Origin of the sequence: Pseudomonas putida (assembly GCF_028682475.1) — a bacterium.
In the GTDB taxonomy this organism is placed as follows: Bacteria; Pseudomonadota; Gammaproteobacteria; order Pseudomonadales; family Pseudomonadaceae; genus Aquipseudomonas; species Aquipseudomonas putida_AG.
Genome location: NZ_JANHLE010000007.1, coordinates 135,885 through 151,672 on the forward strand (window position 1 = coordinate 135,885; position 15,788 = coordinate 151,672).

Annotated in this window: 13 protein-coding genes; 10 read left to right on the forward strand and 3 right to left on the reverse strand. The window is 62.2% G+C overall.

Features of this window, described 5'->3' with window-relative positions; all coding sequences use genetic code 11:
- Positions 1-7: 7 nt before the first annotated feature.
- Positions 8-1,363 (reverse strand): DUF1214 domain-containing protein, encoded by a 1,356-nt coding sequence (locus NPS47_RS08555; protein WP_274294549.1) that lies wholly within the window; start codon positions 1,361-1,363, stop codon positions 8-10.
- A gap of 219 nt (positions 1,364-1,582) precedes the next feature.
- Here NPS47_RS08555 and NPS47_RS08560 point away from each other — a divergent pair, with 219 nt between their 5' ends.
- The 4 genes from NPS47_RS08560 to NPS47_RS08575 all read left to right on the forward strand — a co-directional run bounded on the left by NPS47_RS08560 (position 1,583) and on the right by NPS47_RS08575 (position 5,033).
- Positions 1,583-2,743, forward strand: a complete 1,161-nt coding sequence (locus NPS47_RS08560) for a GGDEF domain-containing protein (RefSeq protein ID WP_274294550.1) — start codon at positions 1,583-1,585, stop codon at positions 2,741-2,743.
- A 239-nt stretch (positions 2,744-2,982) separates the two neighbouring features.
- Entirely contained in the window at positions 2,983-3,864 is an 882-nt protein-coding gene (locus NPS47_RS08565) for a sensor domain-containing diguanylate cyclase (protein WP_274294551.1), read from the forward strand.
- Positions 3,865-3,932: 68 nt separating this feature from the next.
- On the forward strand, positions 3,933-4,418 hold the full coding sequence (locus NPS47_RS08570; protein ID WP_274294552.1) for an adenosine-specific kinase: 486 nt from the start codon (positions 3,933-3,935) through the stop codon (positions 4,416-4,418).
- Positions 4,419-4,631: 213 nt separating this feature from the next.
- On the forward strand, positions 4,632-5,033 hold the full coding sequence (locus NPS47_RS08575; protein ID WP_274294553.1) for a hypothetical protein: 402 nt from the start codon (positions 4,632-4,634) through the stop codon (positions 5,031-5,033).
- Positions 5,034-5,039: 6 nt separating this feature from the next.
- Here the strand turns inward: NPS47_RS08575 and NPS47_RS08580 are convergent, their stop codons facing one another.
- Positions 5,040-6,137, reverse strand: a complete 1,098-nt coding sequence (locus NPS47_RS08580; RefSeq protein WP_274294554.1) for a DUF3616 domain-containing protein — start codon at positions 6,135-6,137, stop codon at positions 5,040-5,042.
- 311 nt (positions 6,138-6,448) lie between these two features.
- Here NPS47_RS08580 and NPS47_RS08585 point away from each other — a divergent pair, with 311 nt between their 5' ends.
- Positions 6,449-7,381, forward strand: a complete 933-nt coding sequence (locus tag NPS47_RS08585) for a peptidoglycan-binding protein (protein WP_274294555.1) — start codon at positions 6,449-6,451, stop codon at positions 7,379-7,381.
- A gap of 26 nt (positions 7,382-7,407) precedes the next feature.
- Here the strand turns inward: NPS47_RS08585 and NPS47_RS08590 are convergent, their stop codons facing one another.
- Positions 7,408-8,103, reverse strand: coding sequence for a tRNA (adenine(22)-N(1))-methyltransferase (locus tag NPS47_RS08590; RefSeq protein ID WP_337993418.1), 696 nt, complete (start codon positions 8,101-8,103; stop codon positions 7,408-7,410).
- Between the two features lie 413 nt (positions 8,104-8,516).
- Between NPS47_RS08590 and NPS47_RS08595 the strand changes: the two genes are divergently transcribed.
- The 5 genes from NPS47_RS08595 to NPS47_RS08615 all read left to right on the forward strand — a co-directional run bounded on the left by NPS47_RS08595 (position 8,517) and on the right by NPS47_RS08615 (position 15,748).
- The gene (locus NPS47_RS08595; RefSeq protein ID WP_274294556.1) at positions 8,517-9,347 is read left to right on the forward strand and encodes an alpha/beta fold hydrolase; all 831 of its coding nucleotides are present in this window, start codon (positions 8,517-8,519) and stop codon (positions 9,345-9,347) included.
- Positions 9,348-9,480: 133 nt separating this feature from the next.
- Entirely contained in the window at positions 9,481-9,777 is a 297-nt protein-coding gene (locus tag NPS47_RS08600; protein ID WP_274294557.1) for a hypothetical protein, read from the forward strand.
- 113 nt (positions 9,778-9,890) lie between these two features.
- Positions 9,891-11,132, forward strand: coding sequence for a multidrug efflux RND transporter periplasmic adaptor subunit MexE (mexE, locus tag NPS47_RS08605; protein ID WP_274294558.1), 1,242 nt, complete (start codon positions 9,891-9,893; stop codon positions 11,130-11,132).
- 12 nt (positions 11,133-11,144) lie between these two features.
- Entirely contained in the window at positions 11,145-14,324 is a 3,180-nt protein-coding gene (locus NPS47_RS08610) for an efflux RND transporter permease subunit (protein ID WP_274294559.1), read from the forward strand.
- The gene (locus NPS47_RS08615; protein ID WP_274294560.1) at positions 14,321-15,748 is read left to right on the forward strand and encodes an efflux transporter outer membrane subunit; all 1,428 of its coding nucleotides are present in this window, start codon (positions 14,321-14,323) and stop codon (positions 15,746-15,748) included. The genes NPS47_RS08610 and NPS47_RS08615 overlap by 4 nt, the downstream gene beginning before the upstream one ends.
- Positions 15,749-15,788 lie beyond the last annotated feature (40 nt).

Consider the following 15,788-nt stretch of genomic DNA (forward strand, 5'->3'; position numbering starts at 1 on the left):
GGAGCCCTCAGAGCCTGACCAGCGCCGGAGGGAAATAGTCGCCGGCGGCTACCACGCCCTTGGCGCCGTAATAGCGCAGTATCAGCCTGAACGGCTGGCCCGCCGCGGTAGGCAGCCAATTGCCCTGGCTCGCGCCTGCCGGCTGTTGCGGCCCGAAATAGAGGGTTAACGAACCATCCGCGTTGTATTTCAGCTCGGACTGGTTGTTGAGCAGAAAACGCCCCAGCGCATTGGGCAACACACGGAAATTCTTCGCATCGGTGGCGGTGATCGACCAGAAGTAGCGGGCGAAATGTTGCGGCAACTGGTCAGCGGGAATCGTCAGGGAATAACTTTGGCCACCATCGAGCAACTCGCCGCTGCCTGTTACGGCCGCCCGGAAGTAATGCACCTCCTGCTGGGTGTTGGCCCAGATGCCGCCATAGTCGACCAGGGTCCGGGTCAGGTAGTCGCTGCCGTATGCGCCGGATACTGCCGGGCGTACCCAGCCATTGCGCACGGTGCCCGGGCCGAGCGTGACCGCCGCCCTGGCCAGTGCAGGATAGGTACCGGTTTTGATCTGCTGATCGATACGTGTGCGCGTGGCCGGGTCTGCAACCTGCGCGGCAATTGCCCGTACCTTGGCCTGCAGCGCTTGCATGCCGGGGTTCAGGTCCGGCTCCTGCAGGGCAACCTCAGCCCTGTCGAATGCCTCGACGCCAGGCAGCTTGTTCAGCGCGAACACCGGCGCCTCCGGTACAGCCGGGAGTGTTGGTGTACCGGTAGTACGCAAGGTGAACTGCTGTTGCAGCTGCTCGGCCTGCTGCCAGTCGGCGCCCAGCTCTACCCGCGACAGCACGCGGGCGGTGCGTACCGGCAGATCGATACGTTTGACGCCAGCAGGCAGGGTAACCTTTGCGCCCTTCAGACAGACCGCAAAGTCGCCATAAGGATGGTCCGGCTGACTGCGCTCATTGATATTGGCCAGGGTCTCGCCCCAGCCATTGAGGAACTGCACCGTGTAGTAGCGATCAACGATTTTCGGCACCGCGATCTGCGCGCAACTGCGCTCGTCAAGAGCTAGCCAGGCTTCCGAATAGGCAACATCCAGGTTGGGGTTGGGCCACTCGACATCCCCCGGCTTGCGGTGCACCAGCTGGTTCCACTGCATCCCTTGGTGAAAATCCAGCTGCTGTTGGCGCTGCACCAGCAGACGACCCAGCAAATAGATGTAGGCGTCGCTGATATCCTGATCCGAGAACGCCTGCGTTTGCGGCGCAGTGACGGTTTCAGTGGCATGGACAAACGATGACTGCAGTGCAGCCGTCAGGCAGGAAACCGCAAAAACGCCCCCTGCAAGTGCCCGTCGCGATGATCGTTTCATTATTATTCTCCGTGGTAATCCATTATCTGCAGCACGCGCACTTATGCATGAGGCAGACCGGATCCGCCCCTCCCCTTTGGAGTGGGGACGAGGATGCAAGGGTATCGAGCCGCCCCAGCGCTACAACGCCCTGGCTATGGCAGGTCGGAACACGGAAAAAATTGACGCAAACGCTTACAATTAACTCCATTTCTGCCCCTCAGACAGACCCTTCAGGCTATGGCACTCGACCCTCCCACGCTGTTGACCCTTTCCATCGCCCTCGCCGCGGCCGCCGCCCTCTATCTGGCGGTCGAGTGGCGCAGCATCCGCGAACCCTCGCTGCTGTTCTGGAGCGCAGGCTTTGCCACCATCAGCATCGGTTCGACCCTCGCCCTGCTACGCATCAGTGGCCTGCTGCTGATTGGTATCTGGTTCGCCAACGGCCTGCTGGTGCTGGCCCACTGGTTGTTCCTGATGGGTGTCGCGCGCTTTACCCAGACCCGCCTGTCCCGCGGTTGGTACCTGATCGTCGTCACCTGGTTCGCGCTGCTGCTACTGCCGAGTGAGCCGTGGTGGTCGAAGGTCATGCTGATGGCCAACTCGCTGCTGGTCGCCGTGTTGGCGCTCCGAGCCAGCTTGCTCCTGCGCCCCCATGGCAAGTCGTTGAGCGTTGGCGCCGTGCAATTACGCTATGTATTGCTGATCCACGGTCTGTTCTATCTGGCCAAGGCCCTGACCGCAGTGATTCCCGGCACGCTGATCGACCTGGCGGCGTTTCATGGCGAGATCATCCAGATTTCGCTGGTCGAAGGTGCGATGGCGATCATGTTGATCGCGCTGTCGATGACCGGCACCGAGCGCCACCGCCGTGAGGCGCGCATAGCGCGACTGGCCGCACGCGATCCGCTGACCTCCCTGTACAACCGTCGCGCCCTTGAAGTGCGGGCTCCGCGCTTGCTTGAGGGTGTCTCGGCGACACGGCCAGGCGCCTTGATGCTGATCGACATCGACAACTTCAAAGGCGTCAACGACCTGCACGGCCATCTGGCCGGCGACCGCCTGCTCATCGCGCTAAGCGAAATGATCCGTTCGCACCTGCCCGAAGGCGCATTGGCCGCCAGACTGGGCGGTGACGAGTTTGTCATTGTGCTGAGCAACACTTCATCGCAGCGCATCGTCACGCTGGGCAATACCTTGCGCGAGCGCTTTGAGCAGATGGCCTCGGCCTCGTTCGTCACGCCCGATGCCGTGACCTTGAGCATCGGCGCCACCTTGTTCGACCAGCCGCCGGCGAGCCTGGCGGCGTTGATCGAGCAAGGCGATGCGGCGCTCTACGAATCCAAGCGCGCTGGACGCGACAGTATCCGTCTGGTGGAGCGTACGCTTGCAGGTCTTTAATAGCGGGTGAAAGCAGCCCTTGGTGGGAGCAGGCCTTGCTCCCACTGGGCAGGCGTTTCAAGCAGATTTCGGTGTTCAACCCAATCCCGCTCGAATGATCCGTTTGTCGGGTGGCGCGAGACTGGACTTCAATGGCGCGCCAGTCCATTTACAGGCGCAGCGCAAGTCTGCAGGATTGCTTGCCGCCGCCCTGCACGGTCAGGCTATGATCAAGCTCTTTGAACCGGACCTCCTGGCCTATGCCCGTTGACCTGCAAGCGCTCTACCCCAAACTGATCCACCTGATGCTGGACACGGTGTTCGTGGTCGACCGGGACAACCAGATCGTATTTGTCAGCGATGCCTGCGAGACGCTGCTCGGTTATCGCGCCGACGAGCTCACCGGCACGCCGATCACCGACTATATCCATCCTGACGACCTGTCGGTGACACGGGCCTCGATCGTCCGGGTCATGAATGGGCATTCTCACGTCGACTTCCGCAACCGCTACATCCGCAAGGATGGCGGTGTCGTGCACATCCTCTGGGCGGCCTTCTGGTCGGATGAGGTGGAGGCGCGGATCGGTGTCGCGCGGGACGTGACCGCCCTCCGGCAGGCCGAGGAAGAATTGCACTTCATGGCCCACCATGATCCGCTGACCGCGCTGACCAACCGCTCGCTGTTCAATGACCGGCTGGACTCGGCCCTGCGCGCCGCCCACCGCCACAACAACATGCTGGCGTTGCTGTTCCTTGATATCAATGATTTCAAAGGCATCAACGATGTGCATGGCCATGCCATGGGCGATCAGGTGCTGTGCATGGTTGCCCGGCGGCTGCAAGGCTGCGTGCGCGAGACGGACACGGTGGCGCGGATGGGCGGTGATGAGTTCACCGTGCTGTTGACCGATATCCACTCGCAGGAAGCCGTGGCCGAAAAAGTGGCACAGATCCTCGCGGTCATGGCCGAGCCGCTGGGTGCCGAGTTTGGCGCGATCAACATGCCATCCTGCAGTATCGGCGTGGCTTTCTATCCTGTTGACGGTAAAGATGCCGATACGTTGCTCAGCCATGCGGATGGCGAGATGTACCGGGTGAAAAGGCAGCGTTCTGCGGCGGCCCAAAGCCGTCAGGAGCATTAGCAGCCCAGTAGCTATGCTTGATCTGTTACCAGGCCCTGGTAGCAACATCGTGAAAGGAGGCGTTTGAGATGCAACTCATCACGTTGAAAATCGATAAGCCGGATACGACAAACTTCATTCTGGGACAGACACACTTCATCAAGTCCGTCGAGGACATCCATGAAGCGTTGGTGAATGCCGTGCCAGGTATCCAGTTTGGCGTGGCCTTTTGTGAAGCTTCTGGCAAATGCCTGGTGCGATGGTCTGGCACCGATCCCGTAATGATTGAACTTGCACAGCGAAATGCCCAGGCCATCGGCGCAGGCCATAGCTTCATCATTTTCCTCGGCGATGGTTACTTTCCGCTGAACGTGCTGAACACCCTCAAAATGGTGCCAGAGGTATGCCGTATTTTTTGTGCAACAGCCAACCCGACTGAAGTGATTCTGGCTGAGACGGAACAAGGCCGAGCCATTCTCGGCGTAGCGGACGGCTTCTGCGCCAAGGGTATTGAAGGCGACGAGGACATCCAGTGGCGTAAGAGTTTTTTGCGGCAGATTGGCTACAAGCAGTAAGTTGCTGTTGCTCACCAAAGGCCGCAGACGGCCAGGTGTCTGCCGGCAGGCTGTTGTCGCAGACCTTTGAAGCATCGATCTCTAAATAATTGGTTACGTAGAACTTTTCCCTGTTTACGGGTCTATTTGCATAAGCCCGTCAGCTCAGCTAGCACGACACGAAGCTGCCCGATGGCTACACGTCCAATTGTCATTCAGAGGTTGTCTTCGCTCATGAAATTCCATGTCCCACGGATGGTGCTCTTCAGCCTGTTCGCGTTTGCGGCAATGGGCTCAGCATCAGCAACGCAAATGAAGGCCTCAACCCCTGTTTTCGCAAGCGCAGCCCCAGCCGTTCAGGCTCCGGCCGAGGCTGCCGGCAGCCCTTGGCCGAGCCTGGCCAGTACGGCCGACAAGCAGCCAGGGGCATTGCTGGCCCATGACGACCGCTACTGGCACGACCATCGGTGGGACGACCGTAGAGACGATTGGCGTCGAGACAACTGGCGCAGAGAGCAAGCCCGCCGGGAAGCCGAACGCCGTCGTGATTGGGAACGCCGTCGTGACTGGGAGCGCCACCATGATCGGGCGATGCGCCATCGCTACGAGAACGATCACCGCTACTACCGTCGCTAGGTCACGCTAGCCTGGCGGATCGAGGACAAACAGGTCCCCTTCCACACTCAGATCACCGTGTCTACGACTCTGCGCTGCCGAGTCGTAGACAATCAGCAGCTCCTCACCTTGCTCGCCGGCATCGAACAGGCACATGCCCTCAGCATGGTCGTCGCCTTGCCCGAACGGCACGTCCAGCACTGTCTCCAACTGGTCCGCAAACACCAGGCTTTCCTCGCCGGGGACGAAACCGCCGCGCCAGCGAAACACCGTTACCGGGCCGTCCAGGTTCATGGTCGGGCCCGCCAGGATCAGCAGATCGTCGCCGCTGACGCACAGATCACGCACCCCCAGGCCATTCAGCGCGAAGAAGTGTTTGCGGTAGCGGCGCCCATCCGCGCCGATCTTCTTGAGCACCAGCGTGTCGGTCGAGCCGTCCTTGAGTTCAGGCTCGATCTCCAGCAGCACGGCCCAACCGCGCAGGACCGGGCCGCGCAAACCCAGCAACAGGCGCGATCCGACTACCGCCAACCCTTCGATATCGAAACCGTTGTCTTTGCCTGGAATGCGCAGGAAATCGCGCAGCTGATCATCTTCGGCAATTTGCGCAGTCAGGTCGTTACCCGTCTGGCTGCCACGCAGCTGAGCCGCGGTACGCCCATCGGCAACAACCTTCCCGGCAAGTTCACAGTTGTCGTTTTGCTGTACCACAGGAATGCGCGCCAACAGAAAGCGATTGCCGTCCGCCTCTACCGTCGATAACCGCTTGATGTTCTTCTGCGCAGGCTTGTCGGCTTCGGCCTTTTTACGCTTGAGGCTATGCGAACCCACCACCCAGAGGTAGCCACTGTCGCCGGCATAGGCCAGGCCTTCGATATCGATCTCGGCGTCTTCCTCCGCCAGGGGCAGGTCCAGGTAGGTCATGAGTGGGAACGATTGGTGCTGATCGCAGATCACCCTTTCACCCGGTGCAGCGTCCTGGATGGTCAGGCGTTCCAGGCTCGTGGTTTCGTCGTTGGCCAGCCAGAGTGAGTCGCCAATGCGCTGAACGACCGAAAGGCCATCGCGCAACGACGCAGGCGCCGGACCAAAGCACAGCAGTGCAACATGGCTTCGCTCGCTCATGAACGCTCTCCTTTGTTGAAGGCGTTGAAACAACAAACTGCTGTCGAGGCTAGTGGCTGCCCGACGACATTCAAGCCCCTGCGCTAGTCTGTTTTTTCACAGCCGATAGAGCGCTGGAGAATAACCTGAGCGTTTGCGCGAGATCCGCAGGCGCGCCGGCAAACACCTTCTGTCGTGCGACCGCGCAGGTGGCTAGACGGGTATAAAACTCTCGGCTAACCCTATTAACTAGTGCCGATGAACAGGTGTAGCTCTGCCAACAAGAGCCGGTTGTTGCTCCTCGTCACTCGCCAGACGCGAGGAGACCAGCAATGCTGACGCCACTACAGAAACGAACCGCCCAGGCCATCGTCAACATCTTCGAAACCGGGAGCGTCCTCGGTGACTACGGCAATGTCACCGTGATCAAGGGTGATTCCGGGCACCTGACCTTCGGGCGATCGCAAACCACCCTGTCTACCGGCAACCTGCATACCTTGATCGAACGCTATTGCCAGAACCCCGGTGCGCGATTCAGTGAACGTCTCAGCCCCTTCCTGGCTCGCCTGGCAGCCTGCGACACCGCCCTCGACCATGCCGGACACCTGCACAACATCCTGCGCGCCACCGCCGACGACCCGGTCATGCGCGAGACCCAGGACCTGTTCTTCGATCAGACCTATTGGCAACCCGCGGAAAAATCCGCCATGGGACAGCACATCACCACGCCGCTTGGCCTGGCGGTGGTCTACGACAGCACGGTGCACGGTTCCTGGAAACTGATTCGCGACCGTGTCACCAGCGACAAGGGAAGCCCCGACGCCGCAGGCGAACGCGAGTGGATCACCGCCTATGTCGAAGCGCGCGAAGCGTGGCTCGCCAGCCACCCCAACAAAGTGCTGCACGCCACGGTCTATCGCACTCAGGCCTTCAGCCGCCTGATCGCGCTGGGGCACTGGGGGCTTGACCTGCCGCTAGTGGTTCGTGGCCTGGAAATCTCCACCGCTACCCTCAATGCAACACCACCGGGCTGCTACGACGGCCCCCAACCCGGCAGCCGCCTGCTGGCCTTGCAAACACCCTTGGCGCGAGGCCTTGACGTGCGCCTGGTGCAGCTCGGTCTGTCTGCCCATGGCGCAGACATCAAGGCCGACGGCGTGCTCGGCCAGACCAGCGCGGCACGGCTCAAGGACTACCAGAAGGCCAACGGTTTACCAGCGTCTGGCGTGGCGGATGCCGCGCTGATCATGCAGTTGCTGGAATAAAGCCAGGGCAATGAAGCGAAACGGGCTCAAGCCAGCAGTTCGGTGATCCACCGGGCCTGCCGGGCAATCTCCTGCACCTTCTGCTCAGGCACGGCATGCCGCGCCCGGGCGAAGTTGTTCAGTGTCTTTTGCTTGAGACGCAGCTGGCGCTGCCATTTGACCAGGAACGCCGGGCTGCGTGCCTGCATCTGCAGTGGGCCGAAGTACAGCTGCTCGGCGCTGTACTTCACCGGTCCGGCGCGCTCGGCGACGATGATTTCATAGTCGAAGCGGTTTTCCCGCAGCACTTCCTCATGGAGGATGCAGTAGTCATTTTCCATCAGCCAGTGACGCAGTGGCTGCTCGCCGCCGTTGGGCTGCAGGATCAGACGCTCTTGACCGCTGAGATGGGCTTTGCCGCTGTCGAGAATGTCGCGGATCGTTTCACCGCCCATGCCGCAGATACTGATCGCGGTAATCCCGTCGCCCGGCTCGATTGCCGCCAGGCCGTTGGCCAGGCGCACAGTGATGCGCTGCTGCAGACCGTTCTCGCGCACACTGCGCTCGGCCGCCTGGAACGGCGTCAAGGCCACCTCGCCGGCCACCGCCGCGGCGATGCTGCCACGGCGCATCAGTGCCACCGGCAGGTAGCCGTGATCCGAGCCGATATCGGCCAGCCGCGCACCAGCCGGTACCTGCGCCGCCACACGCTCCAGGCGCATGGATAATGTCTGTTGGTTCAACCGCAGCCCCTTTCAACCAGCAATGTCCGGCACCTTTGGCCGGATCGGGGGGCGATTCTGTCGAGCAATGCGGGGGATTTCAAGTTTATGCAACCAGGGTCAACGCGGCCGCTGCTCTCCACAGGGAAATAGACTCGGTGGGAGCGGGCTTGCCCCGCGATGCGATGTGACTGACAGCCCGCAATCGCGGGGCAAGCCCGCTCCCACCCGAGACAGTTGCTACCACCGAGGGGGAGTCAAGTTACCTGGGCGCTGATGATGATCTGCAGGGTCCACCGAGAGGTAATCAGGCCGCTGCGTTTCGCCAGTTCTCCTATTCTCATAGCTCGCCTTCAGTAGGGCATTGACCTTGAACCTTACTTTAACCTTGGCGTCGATTCACCCAACAAGCACATCTCAGAGGAGCAGCGAACATGGCATTCGTCACAACCAAAGATGGTGTTGAAATCTTCTACAAAGACTGGGGCCCGCGCGATGCCCAGGTCATCTTCTTCCACCACGGCTGGCCACTGAGCGCCGACGACTGGGACGCGCAGATGCTGTTTTTCCTGGCCCAGGGCTACCGTGTCATCGCCCACGACCGCCGCGGTCACGGGCGCTCCAGCCAGGTCTGGGATGGCCACGACATGGACCATTACGCCGACGATGTGGCGGCGCTGGTCGATCATCTGGGCGTACGCGGCGCCGTGCATGTCGGCCACTCCACCGGCGGCGGCGAAGTGGTGCACTACCTCGCCCGCCACGGCCAGGAGCGCGCCAGCAAAGCGGCGATCCTCGGCGCTGTGCCGCCGTTGATGGTGCAGACCGCCAGCAATCCCGGTGGCCTGCCCAAGTCGGTGTTCGACGACCTGCAGGCGCAGCTTGCGGCCAACCGTGCGCAGTTCTACTACGACATTCCGGCCGGGCCGTTCTACGGCTACAACCGCCCGGGAGCGGCGCCGTCGCAGGGGGTGATCTGGAACTGGTGGCGCCAGGGCATGATGGGCTGCGCCAAGGCCCACTACGACGGCATCGTCGCGTTCTCGCAGACCGACTTCACCGAGGACTTGAAGCGCCTGACCCTGCCGGTGCTGGTGATGCACGGTGATGACGACCAGATCGTGCCCTATGAAAACTCAGGCCTGCTGTCGGCCAGGCTGCTCAGTAACAGCACCCTGAAAACCTACAAGGGCTACCCTCACGGCATGCCCACAACCCACGCCGACACCATCAACGCCGACCTGCTGGCCTTCGTGCGCAGCTGAGGCACGGGTGCCGGAGGTGACGCCTCCGGCATCCGCCGATTCCGACCAGCAGCCCTGAGCGAGCGCAAATGGCAGCTACGATTGGTGTATCAGTTACCATGACCGCAATGGGGCTTCGTCGAGGGGAAACAGGATGACCGGCAGATCAGGGTTCAAATGCTCATCGCTCCTGGTCCCCTCGTTCCTGGCCATCAGCCTCGCGGTGTCGGCGGGATGCTCGAGCAAATCGACGAAACCACATTACTCGAGTTCAAAAGCAGGCTCCAGCTGTTACGCCAAAGCCCTGCCGACCTCTGGCGAAGGCGGCCTGGCCTGGGGCGCGACCCTGCAAATGGCGCGGCAAAAATCCTTGAACAACTGCATACGCTACGCCGGCCGCTCCGGGGGTACACCCGAGACCTGCAAGGTGGTGTTGGCCGAGTGCAAGTAGCACCCACCCGTTCATATCATTCCGAATGATAGTTACCTTCGCCCCGTTCGATTCGTCGTTAATAGTTACAAATCGCAGAATCCGCCCATTCTTAATAAATTGGCGGATTCTCCATGGAACAGTCACTCAAACCTTTGCGTTACCCCCTGGCTCTATTGGCAGTACTGGTGATGAGTGCCTGCGGTCGCACCCCGGAAGCCGTTCAGGCGCCCGCGGCGGCCAAGGTCAGCGTCGCCAAGGTACTGGAGCAACCGATCAATGAATGGGACGAGTTCACCGGTCGTCTGGAAGCGCCGGAGACGGTAGAAGTGCGACCGCGGGTGTCCGGCCAGATCGATCAGGTGACCTTCACCGAAGGTGCTCAGGTCAAGCAAGGCGACCTGTTGTTCCAGATCGACCCGCGTCCGTTCCAGGCCGAAGTGCGCCGCCTCGAAGCCCAGTTGCAGCAAGCCCGTGCCACTGCCATTCGCAGCGAAAACGAAGCGCGCCGTGGCGAGCGCCTGCGCAGCAGCAACGCTATCTCCGCAGAGTTGGCCGAGTCGCGCAGCAGTGCCGCCGCCGAGGCTCGCGCCGGTGTCGCCGCGATCCAGGCGCAACTGGACCTGGCCCGCCTGAACCTGAGCTTTACCCGCGTCACTGCACCGATCAGTGGCCGGGTCAGCCGTGCCCAGTTCACCGCCGGCAACATCGTCAGCGCCGATGTCACCCCGCTGACCAGCGTGGTCTCCACCGACAAGGTGTATGCCTACTTCGACGCCGACGAACGCGTCTACCTCAAATACACCCAACTGGCGCGCAACGGTCAGCGCGGGCAGAGCACGCCGGTGTACCTGGGTCTGTCCAACGAAACCGGCAACCCGCACCTGGGCCAGATGAACTTCGTCGACAACCAGGTCAACCCCAAGACCGGCACCATCCGTGGCCGGGCGGTGTTCGACAACACTGACGGGCAGTTCACCCCAGGCCTGTATGCACGTCTGAAGCTGGTCGGCAGCGCCACCTATTCGGCGGTGCTGATCAATGACGAAGCGGTGGGTACCGACCTTGGCAAGAAGTTCGTGCTGGTCATGGACCAGGACAACAAGGCCGCTTACCGCGCCGTGGAACTGGGGCCGAAACTCGAAGGCCTGCGCATCGTGCGCAGTGGCCTGAGCAAGGATGACCGCATTGTGGTCAAGGGCCTGCAGCGGGTGCGTCCCGGCTCGCCGGTCGATCCGCAGGACACGCCGATGGCCAGCGAAGCGACCATTGCCGCCCTCGCCCAACAACGCCAGGCGCTGGAAGCCAGTACCCAGGGCAAGCCTGCCGCCACTGCCACCGTCAAACTCGCCAGTGCTTCGGCACCGCGCGGTTAAGGAACCGGTCCGATGAATTTTTCCAAGTTCTTTATCACCCGGCCGATTTTCGCCGCCGTGTTATCGCTGCTGATCCTGATTGCCGGCAGCATCTCGCTGTTCCAGCTGCCGATCAGTGAATACCCTGAAGTCGTGCCGCCCACCGTGGTGGTGCGCGCCAACTTCCCCGGGGCCAACCCGAAAGTGATCGGCGAAACCGTGGCCGCGCCCCTGGAGCAGGCCATCACCGGCGTCGAGAACATGCTCTACATGTCCTCGCAGTCCACCGCCGACGGCAAGCTGACCCTGACCATCACCTTCGCCCTCGGCACCGACCTGGACAACGCCCAGGTGCAGGTGCAGAACCGGGTGACCCGGACCCAGCCCAAGCTGCCCGAGGAAGTGACGCGCATCGGCATCACCGTCGACAAGGCCTCGCCCGACCTGACCATGGTCGTGCACCTGACCTCGCCGGACAACCGCTACGACATGCTCTACCTGTCCAACTACGCCATCCTCAACATCAAGGACGAGCTGGCGCGCCTGGGCGGGGTCGGCGATGTGCAGCTGTTCGGCATGGGCGACTACTCCCTGCGGGTCTGGCTGGACCCGAACAAGACCGCCTCGCGCAACCTCACCGCCAGTGATGTGGTTGCCGCCATTCGCGAGCAGAACCGTCAGGTTGCCGCCGGCCAGCTCGGTGCACCACCCGCGCCGGGCAGCACAAGCTTCCAGCTGTCGGTCAACACTCAGGGCCGTCTGGTCAGCGAGGAAGAGTTCGAGAACATCGTCATTCGCTCCGGCGCCGACGGTGAAATCACCCGCCTCAAGGACATTGCCCGGGTCGAGCTGGGTTCCAGCCAGTACGCCCTGCGCTCGCTGCTGAACAACCAGCCGGCGGTAGCCATCCCGATCTTCCAGCGCCCGGGCTCCAACGCCATCGAGATCTCCGATGAAGTGCGCTCGAAAATGGCCGAGCTGAAGAAAGACTTCCCCGAAGGCATGGACTACAGCATTGTCTATGACCCCACCGTGTTCGTGCGTGGCTCCATCGAAGCCGTGGTGCATACCCTGTTCGAAGCGCTGGTGCTGGTGGTGCTGGTGGTGATCCTGTTCCTGCAGACCTGGCGTGCGTCGATCATTCCCCTGGTCGCCGTGCCGGTATCCTTGATCGGGACCTTTGCAGTGATGCACCTGTTCGGCTTCTCGCTAAACGCCCTGTCGCTGTTCGGCCTGGTGCTGGCCATCGGCATCGTGGTGGACGACGCCATCGTGGTGGTGGAAAACGTCGAGCGTAATATCGGCCTGGGCTTGAAACCGCTTGAAGCCACGCAAAAAGCCATGGGCGAAGTGACCGGCCCTATCATTGCCACCGCGCTGGTGCTGTGCGCCGTGTTCGTACCCGCAGCGTTCATCTCCGGCCTTACCGGGCAGTTCTACAAACAGTTCGCTCTGACCATTGCCATCTCCACGGTGATCTCGGCGTTCAACTCGCTGACCCTGTCGCCAGCGCTGGCGGCGGTACTGCTCAAGGAGCACCACGCGCCGAAGGACCGCTTCTCGAAAGTGCTGGAGCGCCTGTTCGGCGGCTGGTTGTTCAGCCCGTTCAACCGCTTTTTCGACCGTGCCAGCCACAGCTACGTCGGCGCCGTCGGCCGGGTCATCCGCAGCAGCGGCATTGCCCTGTTCGTCTATGGTGGCCTGATCGTCATGACTTGGCTGGGCTTCTCGGCGACCCCGACCGGTTTTGTGCCAGCACAGGACAAACAGTACCTGGTCGCCTTCGCGCAACTGCCGGACGCCGCTAGCCTGGACCGCACCGAAGCGGTGATCAAGAAGATGAGCGAAATTGCCCTCAAACAACCGGGCGTAGCCGACTCCGTGGCGTTCCCGGGCCTGTCGATCAACGGTTTCACCAACAGCCCGAACAGCGGCATTGTGTTCACCCCGCTCAAGCCTTTTGATGAGCGCAAGGACCCGAGCCAGTCGGCTGCGGCAATTGCCGCGGCACTGAACGCGCAGTTCGCCGATATCGAAGACGCCTACATCGCCATCTTCCCACCGCCGCCGGTACAGGGGCTGGGCACCATCGGCGGTTTCCGCCTGCAGATCGAGGACCGCGGCAACCTGGGGTACGAGGCGTTGTACAAGGAAACCCAGAACATCATCGCCAAGAGCCAGAATGTGCCGGAGCTGGCCGGGCTGTTCACCAGCTATCAGGTCAACGTGCCGCAGGTCGATGCCGCTATCGACCGGGAAAAGGCCAAGACCCACGGCGTGGCCATCAGCGACATCTTCGATACCCTGCAGATCTATCTGGGCTCGCTGTATGCCAACGACTTCAACCGTTTTGGCCGCACCTACCAGGTCAACGTCCAGGCTGAACAGCAGTTCCGTCTCGAAGCCGAACAGATCGGCCAGCTCAAGGTACGCAACAACCAGGGCGAGATGATCCCGCTGGCGACCTTCATCAAGGTCAGCGATACCGCAGGTCCCGACCGGGTGATGCACTACAACGGTTTCATCACTGCCGAGATCAACGGTGCCGCAGCCCCTGGCTACAGCTCCGGGCAAGCGGAACAGGCCATCGAGAAGCTGCTCAAGGAAGAACTGCCCAACGGCATGACCTTCGAATGGACCGACCTGACCTACCAGCAGATTCTGTCCGGCAACACCGCGCTGTTCGTCTTCCCGCTCTGCGTACTGCTGGCCTTCCTGGTGCTGGCCGCCCAGTACGAAAGCTGGAGCCTGCCCTTGGCGGTGATCCTGATCGTACCGATGACCCTGCTCTCGGCGATCACCGGGGTGATCCTCTCGGGCGGCGACAACAACATCTTCACCCAGATCGGTTTGATCGTCCTGGTGGGGCTGGCGTGCAAGAACGCGATCCTGATCGTCGAATTCGCCAAGGACAAACAGGCTGAAGGGCTCGACCCGCTGGCCGCGGTACTGGAAGCCTGCCGCCTGCGTCTGCGGCCGATCCTGATGACTTCGATCGCCTTCATCATGGGTGTGGTACCGCTGGTGTTCTCCTCCGGTGCCGGTGCAGAGATGCGCCATGCCATGGGTGTGGCGGTGTTCTCCGGGATGATCGGGGTGACCTTCTTCGGCCTGCTGCTGACACCGGTGTTCTTTGTCCTGATCCGCCGTTATGTCGAACGCAGCCAGGCCCGCAAGGCGGCCCGCGCGCTGAAGCTGGAGACTCATGCATGAACAGCCCTCTGAAACTTTTTATGCCGAGCCTGCTGGTCCTGGCCCTGGCCGCCTGTGCGGTGGGCCCGGACTACAAAACCCCGGACACCGCGGCGGCGCAGCTGAGCGCCGCCAATGACCCGGCGGCCAAGGCCGAGTTTGACCGCAGCCGTTTCGAAAGCATCTGGTGGAAGCAGTTCGACGATCCGGTGCTCAACCAGCTGGTCAGCCAGTCGCTACAGGGCAACCGCGAACTGCGCGTGGCCTTCGCCCGACTCAAGGCGGCCCGGGCGATCCGCGACGATGTCAGCAACGATGCCCTGCCGACCGTGACCAGCCGTGCCAGCAGCGAGCTGGGCAAGGGCCAGGTTCCGGGGCAGACCGACGACCGGGTCAACAGCGAGCGCTATGACCTGGGCCTGGACATGGCCTGGGAGCTCGACCTGTTCGGCCGCATCCAGCGCCAGCTGGAAGCCAGCGAAGCCCAGCAGGACGCGGCCCAGGCCGACCTGCAACAGCTGCAGGTGAGCCTGATCGCCGAACTGGTCGATGCCTATGGTCAGCTGCGCGGTGCGCAGTTGCGCGAGAAGATCGCCCTGGCCAACCTCAAGACCCAGCAGGATTCACGCGGCATCACCGAAACCCTGCGCGATGCCGGGGTTGGCAACGATCTCGATGTCGTGCGTGCCGATGCACGGCTGGCGCAGGTCGAGGCCACCGTCCCGCAGCTGCAGGCTGAACAGGTACGGGCACGCAATCGCATCGCCACTTTGCTCGGCCAGCGCCCGGATGCCTTGAGCGTGGACCTTTCGCCGGCACAACTGCCAGCGATTGCCAAGGCGCTGCCGGTGGGCGACCCGGGTGAGCTGCTCAAGCGCCGTCCGGACATTCGCAGCGCCGAACGGCAGCTGGCAGCGGCAACGGCCAATATTGGCGTGGCCACCGCCGACTTGTTCCCGCGGGTCAGCCTCAGTGGCTTCCTCGGCTTTACCGCCGCGCGCGGCTCGCAGCTGGGTTCATCGGCTGCGCAAGCCTGGGCGCTGGGCCCGAGCATCACCTGGGCGGCGTTCGACCTCGGCAGCGTGCGGGCGCGCCTGCGCGGTGCCAATGCCGATGCCGAAGGGGCTCTGGCCAACTACGAACAGCAGGTTTTGCTGGCGCTGGAGGAATCGGAAAACGCCTTCAGTGACTACAGCAAGCGTCAGCAACGTTTGCTTGCCCTGCTGCGCCAGAGTGAAGCCAGCCGCAAGGCTGCCGATCTCGCTTCGATCCGATATCGCGAAGGTACCGTCGATTACCTGATTCTGCTCGACGCCGAACGCGAACGTCTGAGCGCCGAAGACGCCCAGGCTCAGGGTGAGGTTGAGCTGTACCGTGGCATCGTCGCTATTTACAAGGCCCTGGGGGGTGGCTGGCAGGCCGAGAGTGTTGCCGTGGCGAACTGATTCAACAGCTCCTTTGGTTGGTTTCTGACCGGCCCTTTGC

Coding starts and splice junctions, on each gene's coding strand:
- NPS47_RS08555 (WP_274294549.1), bottom strand. CDS start 1,363: ATGAAACGATCATCGCGACGGGCACTTGCAGGGGGCGTTTTTGCGGTT.
- NPS47_RS08560 (WP_274294550.1), top strand. CDS start 1,583: ATGGCACTCGACCCTCCCACGCTGTTGACCCTTTCCATCGCCCTCGCC.
- NPS47_RS08565 (WP_274294551.1), top strand. CDS start 2,983: ATGCCCGTTGACCTGCAAGCGCTCTACCCCAAACTGATCCACCTGATG.
- NPS47_RS08570 (WP_274294552.1), top strand. CDS start 3,933: ATGCAACTCATCACGTTGAAAATCGATAAGCCGGATACGACAAACTTC.
- NPS47_RS08575 (WP_274294553.1), top strand. CDS start 4,632: ATGAAATTCCATGTCCCACGGATGGTGCTCTTCAGCCTGTTCGCGTTT.
- NPS47_RS08580 (WP_274294554.1), bottom strand. CDS start 6,137: ATGAGCGAGCGAAGCCATGTTGCACTGCTGTGCTTTGGTCCGGCGCCT.
- NPS47_RS08585 (WP_274294555.1), top strand. CDS start 6,449: ATGCTGACGCCACTACAGAAACGAACCGCCCAGGCCATCGTCAACATC.
- NPS47_RS08595 (WP_274294556.1), top strand. CDS start 8,517: ATGGCATTCGTCACAACCAAAGATGGTGTTGAAATCTTCTACAAAGAC.
- NPS47_RS08600 (WP_274294557.1), top strand. CDS start 9,481: ATGACCGGCAGATCAGGGTTCAAATGCTCATCGCTCCTGGTCCCCTCG.
- mexE (WP_274294558.1), top strand. CDS start 9,891: ATGGAACAGTCACTCAAACCTTTGCGTTACCCCCTGGCTCTATTGGCA.
- NPS47_RS08610 (WP_274294559.1), top strand. CDS start 11,145: ATGAATTTTTCCAAGTTCTTTATCACCCGGCCGATTTTCGCCGCCGTG.
- NPS47_RS08615 (WP_274294560.1), top strand. CDS start 14,321: ATGAACAGCCCTCTGAAACTTTTTATGCCGAGCCTGCTGGTCCTGGCC.